At 68.9% G+C, this 14,405-nt stretch carries 16 protein-coding genes; 9 read left to right on the top strand and 7 right to left on the bottom strand.

The window, feature by feature from the left end:
- Window positions 1-4: 4 nt before the first annotated feature.
- Window positions 5-715 (bottom strand): helix-turn-helix domain-containing protein, encoded by a 711-nt coding sequence (locus tag EV649_RS09155; protein WP_241997902.1) that lies wholly within the window; start codon window positions 713-715, stop codon window positions 5-7.
- A gap of 127 nt (window positions 716-842) precedes the next feature.
- On the opposite strand from EV649_RS09155, the gene EV649_RS40780 reads away from it, so the two are divergent.
- Window positions 843-1,250 (top strand): cupin domain-containing protein, encoded by a 408-nt coding sequence (locus EV649_RS40780; protein WP_157996211.1) that lies wholly within the window; start codon window positions 843-845, stop codon window positions 1,248-1,250.
- On the opposite strand, the gene EV649_RS09145 is transcribed toward EV649_RS40780, so the two are convergent.
- The 3 genes from EV649_RS09145 to EV649_RS41085 all read right to left on the bottom strand — a co-directional run bounded on the left by EV649_RS09145 (window position 1,251) and on the right by EV649_RS41085 (window position 4,419).
- Window positions 1,251-2,054 (bottom strand): VanW family protein, encoded by an 804-nt coding sequence (locus EV649_RS09145; protein ID WP_241997900.1) that lies wholly within the window; start codon window positions 2,052-2,054, stop codon window positions 1,251-1,253.
- A gap of 234 nt (window positions 2,055-2,288) precedes the next feature.
- Window positions 2,289-3,020, bottom strand: a complete 732-nt coding sequence (locus EV649_RS09140; protein ID WP_130382389.1) for an Rv3235 family protein — start codon at window positions 3,018-3,020, stop codon at window positions 2,289-2,291.
- Between the two features lie 361 nt (window positions 3,021-3,381).
- Entirely contained in the window at window positions 3,382-4,419 is a 1,038-nt protein-coding gene (locus EV649_RS41085) for a LysM peptidoglycan-binding domain-containing protein (RefSeq protein WP_198682367.1), read from the bottom strand.
- 169 nt (window positions 4,420-4,588) lie between these two features.
- Here EV649_RS41085 and EV649_RS09130 point away from each other — a divergent pair, with 169 nt between their 5' ends.
- The gene (locus tag EV649_RS09130; protein ID WP_130382387.1) at window positions 4,589-5,137 is read left to right on the top strand and encodes a hypothetical protein; all 549 of its coding nucleotides are present in this window, start codon (window positions 4,589-4,591) and stop codon (window positions 5,135-5,137) included.
- Window positions 5,138-5,258: 121 nt separating this feature from the next.
- On the opposite strand, the gene EV649_RS09125 is transcribed toward EV649_RS09130, so the two are convergent.
- Window positions 5,259-5,507 (bottom strand): helix-turn-helix domain-containing protein, encoded by a 249-nt coding sequence (locus EV649_RS09125; RefSeq protein WP_130382385.1) that lies wholly within the window; start codon window positions 5,505-5,507, stop codon window positions 5,259-5,261.
- 166 nt (window positions 5,508-5,673) lie between these two features.
- Between EV649_RS09125 and EV649_RS09120 the strand changes: the two genes are divergently transcribed.
- The 5 genes from EV649_RS09120 (at window position 5,674) to EV649_RS09100 (ending at window position 10,490) form a co-directional block, all read left to right on the top strand.
- Complete coding sequence (locus EV649_RS09120) at window positions 5,674-6,333, top strand: SAF domain-containing protein (RefSeq protein WP_130382383.1); 660 nt, start codon at window positions 5,674-5,676, stop codon at window positions 6,331-6,333.
- Window positions 6,333-7,610, top strand: a complete 1,278-nt coding sequence (locus tag EV649_RS09115; protein ID WP_130382381.1) for a hypothetical protein — start codon at window positions 6,333-6,335, stop codon at window positions 7,608-7,610. The genes EV649_RS09120 and EV649_RS09115 overlap by 1 nt, the downstream gene beginning before the upstream one ends.
- A gap of 111 nt (window positions 7,611-7,721) precedes the next feature.
- On the top strand, window positions 7,722-8,516 hold the full coding sequence (locus EV649_RS09110) for a DUF4097 family beta strand repeat-containing protein (RefSeq protein ID WP_130382379.1): 795 nt from the start codon (window positions 7,722-7,724) through the stop codon (window positions 8,514-8,516).
- Between the two features lie 76 nt (window positions 8,517-8,592).
- Complete coding sequence (locus EV649_RS09105; protein ID WP_130382377.1) at window positions 8,593-9,249, top strand: HAD family phosphatase; 657 nt, start codon at window positions 8,593-8,595, stop codon at window positions 9,247-9,249.
- Window positions 9,246-10,490 (top strand): glycosyltransferase 87 family protein, encoded by a 1,245-nt coding sequence (locus tag EV649_RS09100; RefSeq protein ID WP_241997898.1) that lies wholly within the window; start codon window positions 9,246-9,248, stop codon window positions 10,488-10,490. The genes EV649_RS09105 and EV649_RS09100 overlap by 4 nt, the downstream gene beginning before the upstream one ends.
- On the opposite strand, the gene EV649_RS09095 is transcribed toward EV649_RS09100, so the two are convergent.
- Window positions 10,451-11,767 (bottom strand): hypothetical protein, encoded by a 1,317-nt coding sequence (locus tag EV649_RS09095; protein WP_130382375.1) that lies wholly within the window; start codon window positions 11,765-11,767, stop codon window positions 10,451-10,453. The two genes, EV649_RS09100 and EV649_RS09095, sit on opposite strands and share 40 nt — an antisense overlap.
- Window positions 11,767-12,252, bottom strand: a complete 486-nt coding sequence (locus EV649_RS09090; protein ID WP_130382373.1) for a cupredoxin domain-containing protein — start codon at window positions 12,250-12,252, stop codon at window positions 11,767-11,769. The genes EV649_RS09095 and EV649_RS09090 overlap by 1 nt, the downstream gene beginning before the upstream one ends.
- Before the next feature lie 169 nt (window positions 12,253-12,421).
- On the opposite strand from EV649_RS09090, the gene EV649_RS09085 reads away from it, so the two are divergent.
- Complete coding sequence (locus EV649_RS09085) at window positions 12,422-13,879, top strand: wax ester/triacylglycerol synthase family O-acyltransferase (protein ID WP_130382372.1); 1,458 nt, start codon at window positions 12,422-12,424, stop codon at window positions 13,877-13,879.
- Window positions 13,876-14,400, top strand: a complete 525-nt coding sequence (locus EV649_RS09080) for a hypothetical protein (RefSeq protein WP_130382370.1) — start codon at window positions 13,876-13,878, stop codon at window positions 14,398-14,400. Before EV649_RS09085 ends, EV649_RS09080 begins: the two co-directional genes overlap by 4 nt.
- Window positions 14,401-14,405 lie beyond the last annotated feature (5 nt).

The following is a 14,405-nucleotide window of genomic DNA, read 5'->3' as shown; positions in this document are numbered from 1 at the left end:
TTTGTCAGCCCAGGAGGATCTTCGGTGGCAGACCAGTGAGAGCTTTCACATCGCGGGTGAAGTGGGCCTGGTCGGCGTACCCGGTGAGTACGGCGACGTCGGCGAGCGGGACGCCGGTGCGCGCGTGGTCGAGGGCAACGTTCATCCACAGGACCCGGTCGAGCGTCTTCGGGCCGTAGCCGAACGCGTCCAGGCAGCGCCGGTGCAGTTGCCGCTCGCTGAGGCCGATCGTCGCCGCGAGGCGCGAGACGCCGGCCGTGCCGCGGAGCAGGCCGCCGCGGACGCTGCGCAGTACGTGCGCGGTCAAGCGGTCGGTGGGTTCTTCGAGGAGTTTGGCGACCTCGAGATCGAGCGCTGTCGCGCGGTCGGGCGCTGCCCGGATCCGATCCAGCAGGCGTCTGCTCCGGTTCGGCGACCACAGGTCGGCGAGGCGGACCCGTTCGTTCAGCAATTCGCGGGCCGGTACGCCGAGGAAGCCCGGCGCGGCGCCCGGCGCGAACCGGATCCCGGCGTACCGCGTGCCCCGCGGGGCGCTGCCCGTCCAGGCGCGGCTGTCCGGACCGGCGACGATCAGGTCGTCGTCCATCAGCAGCAGATCCATGCAGCCGTCGGGGAGGATCCGGTACTCACCGCCCTCCGCCGTACGTGTCCACAGGTCGGCGCCGGCGATGCGCGCGGGGCGCTCCCGGTACGGCTCGACGAGGACCACAGTCACCCCTCCAGTCTGCTACGCCCCGCCGACAGTTCCAGTCGCATCGCTTCTCGTGGTGCATCGCTTCCTGTTGCATCGTTGGATTCGCGCGGCCAGGATGGGGATTTTCGCCGGTGAGAAGGAGAATCTGGTGTCACGTCGCGACGACCTGTCAGGGGTTCCGCTGCTCGGGCGGACAGTTGCGCCGGAGGGATCCGGCCTCGTCCTAGCCGAGTGGGAGGCTGCGGGACGTACATCGGACGACGTGGCGTGGCAGGCGCCGCTGCATGTGCATCACACCGACGACGAGGCGTGGTACGTCCTGTCCGGCACGATGCGGATGCGGATCGACGGCGAGGACTACGACGTACCGGCCGGGTCCGGGATCGTCGGTCCGCGCGGCGTGCCGCACACGTTCGGCAACCCGGGCGAGGAACCGGCGCGGTACGTGCTGGTGATGTCGTCCACCACCCACGCGATGCTGCGCGAGTTGCACGGCGGGTTCTCGGGTGACGTGGCGGCGCTGTTCGAGAGATACGGGTGCTCGCTGCTCGGGTGATCAGCCCGGGAGTACGACGTCCAGCACCGGTACGTCGACCGGCAGGTACTTGACCAGGGCAACGTTCTCGCGGATCAACTCGTCGCGGACCGCCGTACCCGTGCGGCGATCGATCACGGTCCGCCAGATCTCGTTACGCCGGAAGTAGTCCGCGCCGACCCGGAGGAACCGCTCCTCCTTCGCGAACACCCGGTACGACGACTCGGCCGGGACGTCGGCCAGGATCTCGCCCTCGAGATAGCGATCGCCGACGCCGGCATGCAGCTGGAACGTCTGATCGGTGTCGTTGCGGAACTGCAGATCCTCGTAGTTGTAGACGATGCTGCAGCCCACGCCCCACGGCAGCACCCGCCCGTTGTCCGGGAAGGGGTCGAAGCTGTGCGTGGATCGCTCCGTCACGGTCAACGGCGAGTGCAGGACCATCCAGTGCAGCAGGTTCGCCAGCTGGCAGATGCCGCCGCCGATGCCCGGTTTGGCCTGCCCGTTCGACAGCCGCATGCCCTTCACATACCCCTTGCGACGGGTCGCATTGCCGACGACTTTGTTGAAGGAGAACGTCTCACCCGGCCGGATCACCAGCCCGTCGACCTGCGCGCAGGCGAGCTTCAGGTTCGTCACCTTGTTGTGCTGCATCCACATCTCGGTCTCACCGAGCTGCCTTAGTAGTAACGACTTGTGGCGCTTGATGCGCACCGGTAGGTCGTCCACGTCGCGTGTCCCGGCGTACGGCGTGCTGGACCTCATCCACTCCAGCCGCTTGGCGGCCCGGTGGTAGCGCACTGCCAACGGATACAGCAGGCGCACGCGCTCACTCCACCGTCGCCGACGTACGGCAGGAAGGACACGCGCACGCTCGGCCGCAGTCAACTCCCGAACATCAACCTGCCACGCTGCGGCAGCTGCACTCTCCAACATCCCATTCCCCCGAACCAGGCGATCTCGGTCACCGTACGCCGCGTTGTCCCCAACCACATGACAGAAGCAGCACAATCAAATTGCGCCTCTTGAGACGCCGAATCCCACCCGAGAGTTCGCGCTCTAACCGAGTTCGAGCGCGGTGCAGACCCAGCGGTTGCGGCGGACCTCGAGGCGAAACGCGACCGCGCGCGAACGCTGCCCGTGCCGCACGTGCGCGGCGACCTCGGCGATGCACGGGTCCGGCATGAACACCCGCACCGAACGCACCATGCTCTTCTCCTTCGCCCCGCGTATACCTGCGGTGGAGTTCATCCCGAGCATCCGCACCCGCCGGTTCAGTTCCATGAACACCACGTCATCGGTGAACCGCACCAGCTGCGAGATCGGCCGATCCCCCGCCAGCACCTCCGATACCGCCTGCGCCAACCGAGCCCCCCAAACCCGAACCTCCGGCAACGCCGGAGCCGCGCCTGGCCGACCCTCCCGCCCACCAGCCACCCGCTTGACAACCTCCGGCGCGGTGCTGGCGGCGGTGTCGGCCGGGTTTGTGTCGGCTGTCTCGAGCGACGCCCGGGCCCCGTCAGGTTGCCCAGGCGCCGCGACCACATCCGTGGCGCCTGCAACTGGCGGCACCACACTGAGCTTCCGGCCCTCCTTCGCCGCCCCACCGCCCGCAGCCTCCGAGCGAGCTGCGCCACCAAGCACGTCTTCGGCGGATGCGTTGATGCTCGACAGGTGCCGCGGCGCGGACGCGACGCCGAGCCGGGTGATCGCCTGCAGCCGCAGGGCCAACGCCCCATCCGTCAGCTCCTCGGCGTACCGCGCGGTGGCCGGCACAGTGTGCTCGCCCAACCCACCACCAACCGACGCCAACCGAGGCCGAGCCACCTCAGCCAGCATCCCCATCACATCCGCCCCAGCAATCGCCGCTCCAGCAACCGGAGTGTCAGCAACCGCGGTGCTAGCGACCGCAGTCTCTGCGGCCGTAGTGCTCGGCTCGGGCTGGAGGGCTGGCTTGGTTGACGGTGAGGTCGGGGTTGGGATGGCCATGGGAGCCTCCGTTGCGTCCGGGTGGGTGGGGGCGGGGTCTTCTTGAGCGGCGCAGGCTCCGGTGCGGTCCGTCGTACGGGTGGGGACGGCGGTGAGAGGAGCAGCGGGCTGGACGTCTTCCAGCGGGAGATCTTCCGGCTGGAGGTTGTGGGGCTGGCTCATGTCACTGCTCCTGGGGGTGGGGCGGGAGGTGGTCGCCGGTGGGCGCGGGCGGGATGCGGAGTACCTGCCCGGGGAGGATGAGGTCAGGGTCGTTCCCGATCACGTGGCGGTTCGTGGCGTACCAGTCCGGCCAGCGAGCGGCGATTGCATCGGCAGTCGCGCTGGGGCCGAGTTCGCGGGCGGCGATGCTCCAGAGCGAGTCGCCTTTCCGTACGACGACCCTCACCGGCACGGATGGTCGCAGGTTCGTGTACCGGGTCGGTGCACCGGCGGTGGGCCGATCCGGCACACCCACCCGGGGGCGCCCACCCTCGGGCAGGTCCTTCCCGCCGTCCCGCCCGCCATCCGCCTGCCCAGCCGTGCGCGCGCCTGGCGTGCTGGGCCGACTCGGGGTGGTGGGGTTGGTCAGGCGGACTTGGGAGGGCGGCTCGGTGGCGCGGTAGTTGGTGTGAGCCTGAGGAGTTTGTGGCGTGGAGTCGGTGTTGCCGATCTCGACGGTCGAGGCGGGCTCGGTGGAGCGGTACGACGTGTCGGTGCCGCCGAGCTCGACCGTGGAGTGGGGCTCGGTGTGGCGGTACGACGTGTCCGTGCCGCGGAGTTGGACCGTGGAGTGGGGCTCGGTGGCGCGGTGGTTGGTGGACTGGGTGGTCGAGGACGGCTGGGTCCACTGGCTCACGTGGGCGGTGTCGCCGGGGGTGGCGTGGGCGGCGCCGACGGTCAGGGGAGTGACGGCGGCTACTCCGAGGCCGGAGCGGAGAAGGGCGCGAGCGGTCTTGGTTGTGATCCGGCCTGCGACGGCTCCGGCGAGTGCGCCGACCGCACCGGGGATCTGCTCGAGCGCCGTGAGTACGACGGCCAGCACCAGCCACCCGTACGCGATCCACGCGACCGTGCCGACGGCGAGAACGGTCAGCGAGTCCAGGTCGTACGTCCGCAGGCCGCTGATCGAGCCCGCGGTGATCCACCGCAGCAGCAGGTAGAGCCCGGCCAGTCCGGCCAGCGCGAGCGTGCCTTTGATCACCCGGATCGTCGCGTTCATCCCGCTTCGCCCCCGACCTATGAGTTTGCTTTAGTTTGCTTTGGCTTGACCACTATAGACCGGTTCTACGGCAGCTTTGCAAGTCCTTAACGCACGCTGCGTCGGTTTCCGCTGCGGACGGTGACCGTCGCAGGGCGCGGTGATGCCCGGGACCGGTAGGTTCACGGTCATGCGGTGGGATGCGTTGTTCGCGGACCTGGAGTCGCAGTTCGAGGCGCTCCAGGAGAGTGATCTGTACGGCGAAGTGGCCGATCGGATCCGCGCCGAGGTCGGGAAGATCACGGTGCTGGATCGCCTGCGCGGGGCGGTGAACACCGTCGTACGCGTCGAACTGATCGACGCGGAGCCGGTCCGCGGGCTGCTCAGCCGGGTCGGGAAGGACTGCCTGCTGCTCGAGACCGAGCGCTACGAGGAGTGGCTGATCCCGGTCGACGCGCTGGTCGCCGTACACCGGCTGGGACCGTGGGCGGAGCCGGCGGTCGGAGCCGTCGAGGGGAAACTCGGCCTCGCGCATTTGCTGCGGGGGATCGCCCGGGATCGCTCACCGGTCACCCTGTTCTGCAGTGGAGGCGGTCCGGTCACCGGCACGATCGACCGGGTCGGCGCCGACTTCCTGGAACTCGCCGAGCACCCACTGGACGCACCCCGCCGCCGCAGCGAGGTCTACAACGTCCGCCTGGTCCCCACCCAGGCCCTCCGCGCCCTCCGCCGCCGCTAGCTTCCGGCCAGCCACCGCGGCAGTGCACCCCTCCCGGTGTGTGGGAACAGGCAATTACCTGTCCCCAGTCCCCATTTCCTGTGTCCAGCCCTCTGGCGCCAGCCCGCCGAGGGAGGTGGGGCTAGAGGTTGGCGTCTTCGGTGGCGTCGACTTCTTCGCCGAAGGGGTGGGTGTCGATGAACTGTTTGGTTTCGGTGTAGAGGCGTTCGATGTACTTCTCCAGCTCGGTCGACTCGACTCGCCATTGGCCGCGGCCGCCGATCTTGACGGCGGGGATGTCGCCGCGGCGGACCAGTGCGTACACCTGGTTGGCGGAGATGTTGAGGACCTCGGCGACGTCGGCCAACTGGAGGAAACGGGGACCCGGCATCGTCGTGCTCCTTCGGATATTGGCTGGTTCCTTCAGTTTGCCACGGTTGGCGAGTGGATGACCGAGTTTGTCCCCAGGCCATGACAGCCTGTGGATGACCGTTCACCCTGCGAGCGGTCACCAGGCAGAATGTCCCGGGATCAAAAGGACCGACTGGGGAGACGAAGTGGTCGAGACAGCAGTGCGAAGTGGCTTCGGGGCGCCGGCTGCACCGGCCCAGCGCAACCGGAAGGCGCGCTGGAAGGACGGTCGTCTGGTGCTCGGCGTGCTGCTGGTCGCCGTCACCGCGCTGGCTGGAGCCAAGCTGCTGTCGTCCGCCGACGACACCACCACGATCTGGGCGGCCAAGCACGAGCTCAAGGCCGGGACCCCGCTGACCGACGACGACCTGACCACGGTTCGCGTCCGTTTCACCAGTGGTGACGACTCGGGGCGGTACCTGTCGGCCGACGCCGATCTGAAGGGCCTGGTCGTCGGGCGGACGGTCGGCCAGGGCGAGTTCGTGCCGAAGGACGCCGCCGTACCCAAGTCCGACCAGGACCGCACCGAGTTCCCGCTGTCGGTGGCGGCCGGTCGCTTGCCGTCCGACACCGCGCCCGGCGATGTGGTGGACGTGTGGGTGGTGCCGAAGGAGGAGGGCCAGTCCGCCCGGTCGCTGTGGAGCAGTGTCCGCGTGTTGCAGATCGACTCGGTGAAGGGTGTCGCCGGCGGTTCGGCGCGCAGACAGGTGACGATCGCTCTCGCCTCGGCCGATCTGCCTCGTATCCCGGCCGCCCTCACCGCGATCAGCACCGGCGAGCCGACCCTGGTTCGGAAGGACGGCTGATGACGGTCCCAGTACTGCTGGCCGTTACCGGAGCGCCCTGGGAAGCAGACGTCGTACGGCGGACCGAGGGCGCTCCCGGGATCCGGATCGTACGGCGCTGTGTCGACGTCGCTGACGTGATGGCGGCGGCTGCGAGCGGTCAAGCGCGTGCGGTGTTGCTGGCCGACGCGTTGCCGCGGCTGTCGTCCGATGCGGTCGCCGCGCTGTATGCCCGCGGTATCGCCGTACTCGCCCTGGTCGACCCTCTGGAGACCGGTGCCCCGTTCGGCGCCGAGGACCGGCTGAGCCGGATGGGGATCGAGCGGATCCTGCCCGCCGATGTGAGCCCGGCGGACCTCGGCCGGGCGATCTCCGATGCGGTCGACGCCGGTCCGCCGGTCACGAGCTCGCACTTCGCGGGCGGATTCGTCCCGCTCTCGCCGGAGAATGCCGCCAACCCGCAGCCGGCCGCCTTCCCGCAGGGCACCGGCCGACTGGTCGCGGTCTGGGGACCCACCGGCGCGCCCGGGCGTACGACGGTCGCGGTCAACCTCGCCTGTGAACTCGCGGCGAAACGGGTCCCGACGCTACTCGCGGACGTCGACGTGTACGGCGGGACCGTTGCGCAGATGCTCGGGATGCTCGACGAGACGTCCGGGCTGGCCGCCGCGGCGCGATCGGCCTCGAACGGCTCGCTCGACATGGTGATGCTCGCCCGGCATGCGCGCGAGATGAACCCGCATCTGCTGGTGCTGACCGGACTCAGCCGGGCCGATCGGTGGACGGAGCTGCGACCCGCGGCGGTCGAGGCGATCTGGTCGACCGCGCGGACGCTGGCCCCGATCACGGTGGTGGACGCCGGGTTCTGTATCGAGACCGACGAGGAGATCTCGTTCGACTCGCTGGCGCCGCGGCGCAACGGGGCGACCGTGGTGACGCTCGAGGAGGCCGACGAAGTGGTTGTCGTCGGTACGGCGGACCCGGTCGGTCTGACCCGCCTGATCCGTGCGGTCCACGACCTGCGCGCCGTCGTACCGTCGGTCAACACCCGTGTGGTGGTGAACCGGCTGCGGTCCGGGTCGCTCGGCGGTTCGCCGGGTGACGCGGCGCTGGATGCGCTGCGTCAGTACGCCGGGATCGACAACGCCGCCCTGCTGCCGTACGACCTGAGCGCGACGGACACCGCGGTCGCGCACGGGCGCAGTCTGGCCGAGGCCGCGAAGTCGAGCAAGCTCCGCAAGGCGTTCCAGCAGCTCGCCACGGCGGTCGCGAACGACCTCCATTCCGTCCCTGCCTGAACCCGGACACTCAGGGTCGAGTCGGTGGGGATCTGGGGGACATCCCCGCCGACAGCAGGGCCGCGATGTGCCAGTGTTGGAAGCACTTCGACCCGCACTTGAGGGAGCGTCATGTCCGATGTCCAAGGCCGGCCGCGGAGCTCGATGAGCGTCGAGCGGCGGTACGGGATCGCGATCTCCGTCGCCCTCATCCTCGGCGGGGCGTACTGGGCGCTCACCGGACTGACCGAGGGCACCAAGAACAGCCAGACCAGCTACCCGGTGCAGGGCAGTTCGCTGCTCGTGAAGGGTGGTTCCGCGACGGTCGAGGTGCGGCCCGGCGACGGGACCGAGGTCAAGGTCGACCGGCAGTCCGAGCGGAACGTGTTCGGTTCGGACCCGAACGAGAAGTACGACGAGGGTGAAGGCAAGCTCGAGCTGGAAAGCGGTGGTTGTGGATTCCTGTCGTTCGGGTGCAAGACGACGTACGTCCTGACGGTGCCGCGGGACGTGAAGCTCACGGTCGAGACCAGCAGCGGCAATATGACGGTCAACGGGGTCGAGGGTGTGACGGAGCTGAAGAGCAGCTCGGGCGACATCGAGGTGCACGACGTCCGCGGACCGCTGGACCTCAAGTCGAGCTCGGGTGATCTCGAGGCGGACGGGCTCGCCTCGACCTCGGTGACGACGCACAGCAGCTCCGGGAGTACGTCGCTGGACTTCAGCGTCGCCCCGCAGACGATCGAGGCGAAGACGAGCTCCGGCGACGTCTCGATCCGGATCCCGTCCGGCGACCAGGCGTACAAGGTGGACACGGACACGTCGTCGGGCGACGAGTCGGCGAACGTGAAGATCGATCCGAACGCCAGCCGGACGATCACCGCGAAGACGTCTTCGGGTGACGTCAGCATCGAATACAACCACTGATCGTGGAGTGCGCACAGCGTGTGAGGGTGAGGGTCGGGAGGGTTAGGGCGACTGCCGTCTGAGTAGGCTTGCGCGCATGGTTGAGGAGCGGTCGGTGCCGCGTGGTCTGCTGGTGGACTGGGGCGGCGTGCTCACCTCGGGCCTCGAACCGGCGCTGCGGCGCTGGGCCGAACTGGACGATTTCGACTTCGATTCCTACCTCGAAGCAGTCATGAAATGGCTCCCGTCCGAGAGCGTGACCGCCGAGCTCAACCCGGTGCACGCCCTCGAACGCGGCCAGATCGCCGTCCCTGACTTCGAGCGCAAGCTCGCCTCGATCCTGGTCCGTCGCGACGGTACGCCGGTCCCCGCGGAGGGACTGATCGAGCGGATGTTCGCGCACTTCGAGCACCAGCCCGCGATGTCCGCGCTGGTCCGCCGCGTCAACGAGCGCGGGATCCGGACCGCGCTGCTGTCGAACTCCTGGGGCAACACCTACCCGCGGGACACCTGGGACGGGATGTTCGACGACATCGTCATCTCCGGCGAGGTGGGCCTGCGCAAACCCGAGCCGGAGATCTTCAAGCTCGCCGCCGAGCGGCTCGGCCTCGAGCCGGCCGAATGTGTGTTCGTCGACGACCTGCAACTCAACGTCGACGGCGCCCGCGCGGTCGGGATGACCGCGATTCTTCACACCGAGTACGACGACACCCGGCGAGCGCTGGAAACCCTGTTCGGAGCCGACCTGACGTGACCGTGACCACCCCTCCCTCCTCCCCAACTCGTGCGGCCGGTCGTCGTCGCGTCGTCATCGCGATCGCCGGATGCGCGGTCCTCGTGGCGCTCGGCGCCTGGATCGGCCACCTGTACGGCGGCATGATCGACCTGCGCGTCTACCGGATGGGCGGCTCGGTCCTGCTGCACGGCGACTCGCTGTACGACGCGAAACTGCCCGGCGGCTCGAACCTTCCGTTCACCTACCCGCCGTTCGCCGCGATCGCGATGGTCCCGCTGGGCGCCGTACCGTGGGCTGTCGCGCTGGTGGTCTGGACGACGATCTCGGTGCTGTCCATCACCGCGCTGTGGCGGGCCAGCCTGACAAAGACGTTCTGGTCGTTCGTCACCCAGCGGAAGCGTACGGCGGTGCTGATCGCGCTGACCGTACTGTCGCTGCTGCTCGAGCCGGTCTGGCAGACGATCCAGTTCGGCCAGATCAACCTGTTGCTGACCGCAATGATCCTGCTGGACCTGATCCGGCCGAACGACGCGCGCCTGCGCGGGTTCTGGCTCGGCGTGACGATCGGAATCAAGCTCACCCCGCTGCCGATCCTCGCGCTGCTGGTGGTCACGAAGCAGTGGCGGGCGCTGCGCAACGCTGTACTCGGGTTGCTGGCGACGATGGCGATCGGGTTCGCGATCGTGCCGCACCAATCGTGGCGGTACTGGACCGACGTGATCCTGGACGCCAACCGGGTCGGCGGGCTCGCCTACACCGGCAACCAGTCGTTCAACGGGTTCCTGCACCGGATCGGTGACGAGGCGAGCTGGGTGCAGCCGACCTGGTTCGTGCTGTCGGCCGCGTTCGGGCTGGCGGTGCTGTGGCTGGCCCGGAAGTACTGGCTCGCCGGCGAGCGCGTCACCGCGATCTCCGTGATGGCGCTCGCGGTCCTGTACGCGTCGCCGATCTCGTGGAGCCACCACTGGGTGTGGATCATCCCGCTCGGCGTGAGCCTGATCCGCGGCGTCAACCGCGTCTGGGGCCTCAACCCGGCGGTCGTCACCGGCGTACTGTTCTACGGCCTGTTCGTCCTGCGCTCGATCTGGTGGGTCCCGTTCCGCGACGACCGCGAGCTCGACTGGACCTTCTGGCAGTCGATCCCCGGCAACTCCCACCTGATCGTCGGAATGATCGCCTTCATCCTGCTGGTGATCACGAGCCGCGGCCTACCGAAGGCTCAAGAAGAGAAGAGCAGTAGTAGGCCGCCGCAGGTGTAGCCGACCATGACGACCAGTAGGGGGAGCTGGCCGGCCAGGGCCTTTGCGCGGGGGAACAGGGCGACCGCGCGGTCGTGGGCCGAGGTGACTCCGAGCAGGTGACCGCAGACCACGGCGAGGACCTGGATGACCGAGATTGCCGTGCTGTGGTTGGTGATGCCGGTGTTCACCGCGAGGAGGCCGGTGCCGAAGATGTTGGCGCCGTTGCTCAGCGGGTCGCTCAGGTAGATCAGCGTCCGCTGCCCCTCCAGGATGAACAGGGTCAGGTAGTGCGCGACGACGTACCCGAAGGCGATCGGTACGACGGAGTGCGCGAACAGGCCCGGTAGCGAAGTCCGCGAGCTGTCGGAGAGCCGGCCGGCCAGGACCGTCGCACCGGAGTACGTGATCAGCACGAACAGGATGAAGACGATCAGCGCGCCGGTGCCGAGCCAGGTCATCGAGATGTCCTGGTTCTGCGCCCAGCCGATCCACGACGACGAGTTCGAGAACCCGTCGTACGCCGTCGAGCCGAGCAGCGCCGCCACCATCCCCACCAGTCCGGGCTGCGCGCGAAGGCCGTCGAGGTTCTCCAGCGGCCGGCGGAGCACCAGCAGTCCGTCGGTACGGCGACCCCACGGCGACAGGCGCGACATCAGGGTCGCGTACACCTCGAACGGATCGCCCTGCGCGAACCAGCGGTCCCCGAACATGACCGCTCCGAACATCGTGATCACGACGTACAGCGCGATCCACGCCTGCAGCACCGGGATCGTGGCGCGGTCCGGCGCGACCAGTTCCAGCCAGGTGAACGCGAAGATGCCCAGCGTGGCCGGCCACAGACCCACCCAGGCCGGGAGCTCGAGCAGGCCCTTGGACGGCGGCTGGCGGAGCAGCTTCGACAGCAGCAGGTGGAGGGTGCGCAGCGGGTTCAGCGTCCGCCAGACCGGGCCGAAGACCAGTGAGATCGGCACCAGCCCGACCCACACCAGGATGTAGATGAAGCCGAAGATCGGGTTCGTCAGCCGGTCGACGCCGAACACCAGCGAGACCATCGCGTACAGGAAGGTCGCCAGCCCGAGCAGCCGGACCGCCCACCGGAACCAGCCGGCGTCGACGGTCCGGGTGATTGCGGTCGGCAACGGTACGCCGGACGCGTCACCGCGGTACTTCGGATTACGCCAGGCCAGCCCGAGTACGACGAACGACAGCGCGACCGCGACCGCGGCCCCACCGACCGCCAGCCCGAACGGAACCGGCAGGTCCTGACGACCACCGATCCCATGAAGGGGCAACATCACGAGACGACAAGTTTGGCGACGAGCTTGCCGCTCTTGTGGGTCTCGACCTCGAAGGTGCCCTTCATGTTCGCGGTGAACTTGACCGAGGCGGGCTTGCCCGGGGTGAGCTCCAGCTCCTTGTCGTACCCGTGGATGTGCAGCTCCTCGGCGGAGTCGCTGACCGCCTTGACCAGCACGGTCTGGCCGGCCTTCACCTTGATCGTCGCGCCGCTCGGGTTGACCTTGCCGTTGGCAACGGTGACGTCGACGGTGACGTCCGCCTGCTCACCGGACGGGTCGGCGGTGTTCGACGGCGAGCTCGTGTTCGGCTTGCCCGGGGTCGGGGTGCTGGTCGGGAGGGTCGATGTCGGCGTACTGGCCGGGGCGCTCGGCGAGGGGGTGGTCGTGCCGCCGGTGCTGTCTCCGCCGCAGCCGGCCAGGACCAGCATGCCGAGGGCGGGCAGAAGAGCGGTGGCGGCACCGCGAGTGAGCGTCGAACGCATCGGTCCAGGAGCCTTTCGAGGGGTCATGTGACATATCGAGGTGCGAGACGCACCCTCTTGCCTGACGAACACGGATAGCTCAGTGTTCCCGTACAAGCAGTGTCGCAGCCCACTGTCCGTGGGGCCCGCTAGGGTGAGAATCCGTCGAACTGAGAGGAAGGTGACCGCCGTGCCCGACCGGTTGACGTCGCTCGACCTCACCTTTCTCAAGGCCGAGTCGCCGGCCACCCCGATGCACGTCGGGACGGTCGACATCTTCGAGCCGCCGGTGCACGGTGACGAGGGGTTCGACTACGAGAGCCTGGTGGCGCTGATCCGGGACCGGATCACGTTCGTGCCGAAGTACCGGCAGCGGGTCCAGCACGTGCCCGGCCGGTTCGCCGGGCCGGTGTGGGTGGACGACGAAGAGTTCGACATCACCTTCCATGTACGGCGCTCCGCCCTGCCGCGCCCCGGCACACACGCGCAGCTGCTGGAGCTGGTCGCCCGGATCATGTCCCGGCGGCTCGACCGGGCCCGCCCGCTGTGGGAGATGTACCTGGTCGAGGGCCTGCAGGGCGACCGGTTCGCGATCATCGCGAAGTCCCATCAAGCGCTTGTCGACGGCAACAGCACGGTCGACATCGGCCAGGTGGTGCTGGACTCGACGGCGCAGCCCAAGGACACGCCGACGGACACCTGGCAGCCGGAGCACCCGCCGTCCGCGCTGGAGCTGCTCGCCGGGGTGTTCGCCGACGCCACCAAGCACCCCAGCGCGGTCCTGGAGCTGGCCCGCGCGGAGATGGCCAGCCTGACCGGCTCGACCTCGGTTCGTGAGGTGCTCGGCGACGTGGTCGGTTCCCTCGTCGCGCAGCGGCATGCGCAGGAGAGCTCACTGCATGTGAAGACATCGGGTCAGCGGCGGTTCACCACCGTGCAGACCGACCTGGAGGACTACCGGACCATCCGCGCAGCCCACGGCGGCACGGTCAACGACGTGATCCTCGCCGTGGTCGCGGGCGCGTTCCGGGCCTGGATGATGACCCGCGGCGAGGGCGTCGGGCCGACGCGGAGCGTGCGCGCCGTGGTCCCGGTCAGCATCCGCGACGACGAGGACGACGAGCCCACCTCGCTCGGCTCCCGGGTGATCGCCTCGAGCGTGAACCTGCCGGTCGGCGAGAACTCCCCGGTCATGCGGCTGCACCAGATCTCGTACCAGACCAAGGTGCACAAGGACACCGGTCGCGCGGTCAGCGCCCGCTCGCTGGTCGGGATCGCCGGGTTCGCCCCGACGACGCTGCATGCGCTCGCCGCCCGGGTCGCGACCGCCACGGTCCGGCCGATCGACGACGTGGTGATCACCAACGTGCCGGGTCCGCAGTTCCCGCTGTACGCGCAGGGTGCCCCGATGCTCGCGTCGTACCCGGTGGTTCCGTTGATGCCCGGTCAGGGCCTGTCGGTCGGCGTCACGTCGTACGACGGGAAGGTGTACTACGGTCTGAACGCGGACCGCACTGCCATGCCGGACCTCGCTGTTTTCGCCCAATGTGTGACCGATGCGCTGGACGAGTTGCTGGACACCACCAAGGGCAGCCGGAACCGGGCTTCCCGGGGCCGGAAGAAACAGACCAAGAAGGCGGGCTCATGAGGGTCTACGTCCCATCCACGCTCCCGTTGCTGGGCGCGGCGTGCAATGCCGGCGAGGTCGGCCCGGCGCCGCTGACGGCGTACGGCGTGACACCGGCGCTGCGCGAGTGGTACGTCGAAGGCGACGACGAGGAGCTGGAGTACGCCGCGATGGCGCAGGCGGCCCGCGCCTCGGTAGGACTGCTGGCCGCCGATCCGGGTACCACTCGGAGACGGGTGGTGATCGCGGCCGAGGTCAGCGCCGTACCGCCCGCCGACGGGTCCGTGGAGCTCGGTGACGCCCGGCTGGAGCTGCACGTGGTGATTCCGTGGCGGTCGGTGGCGTCCGTGCATATCGACGCGGCGCAGGCGACCACGGTGATCGGCAAGGCCGCGGACCTCTGGGAGGCGGCACAGAGCGGTGACGACAACGCGGTGTTCGCCCTGGATTCGTGCGAGGCTGAAGACCTGATGTGGTACGCGACACAGGAGATCCCCGATCTGCTCGCGGCGGAGGGGCCGCGCGGCGGACAGCGCACTTAGGGAGC

Source organism: Kribbella sp. VKM Ac-2569 (assembly GCF_004216905.1).
Classification (GTDB): Bacteria; Actinomycetota; Actinomycetes; order Propionibacteriales; family Kribbellaceae; genus Kribbella.
Note: the sequence above shows the minus strand (reverse complement) of the source record. Positions and strands in the feature narration are given on the sequence as shown.

Bases quoted from the DNA above. Each gene is read 5' to 3' on its own strand.
- EV649_RS41085 (WP_198682367.1), bottom strand. From the start codon at position 4,419: ATGAACGCGACGATCCGGGTGATCAAAGGCACGCTCGCGCTGGCCGGA.
- EV649_RS09130 (WP_130382387.1), top strand. From the start codon at position 4,589: ATGCGGTGGGATGCGTTGTTCGCGGACCTGGAGTCGCAGTTCGAGGCG.
- EV649_RS09125 (WP_130382385.1), bottom strand. From the start codon at position 5,507: ATGCCGGGTCCCCGTTTCCTCCAGTTGGCCGACGTCGCCGAGGTCCTC.
- EV649_RS09115 (WP_130382381.1), top strand. From the start codon at position 6,333: ATGACGGTCCCAGTACTGCTGGCCGTTACCGGAGCGCCCTGGGAAGCA.
- EV649_RS09110 (WP_130382379.1), top strand. From the start codon at position 7,722: ATGTCCGATGTCCAAGGCCGGCCGCGGAGCTCGATGAGCGTCGAGCGG.
- EV649_RS09105 (WP_130382377.1), top strand. From the start codon at position 8,593: ATGGTTGAGGAGCGGTCGGTGCCGCGTGGTCTGCTGGTGGACTGGGGC.
- EV649_RS09095 (WP_130382375.1), bottom strand. From the start codon at position 11,767: ATGTTGCCCCTTCATGGGATCGGTGGTCGTCAGGACCTGCCGGTTCCG.
- EV649_RS09090 (WP_130382373.1), bottom strand. From the start codon at position 12,252: ATGCGTTCGACGCTCACTCGCGGTGCCGCCACCGCTCTTCTGCCCGCC.
- EV649_RS09080 (WP_130382370.1), top strand. From the start codon at position 13,876: ATGAGGGTCTACGTCCCATCCACGCTCCCGTTGCTGGGCGCGGCGTGC.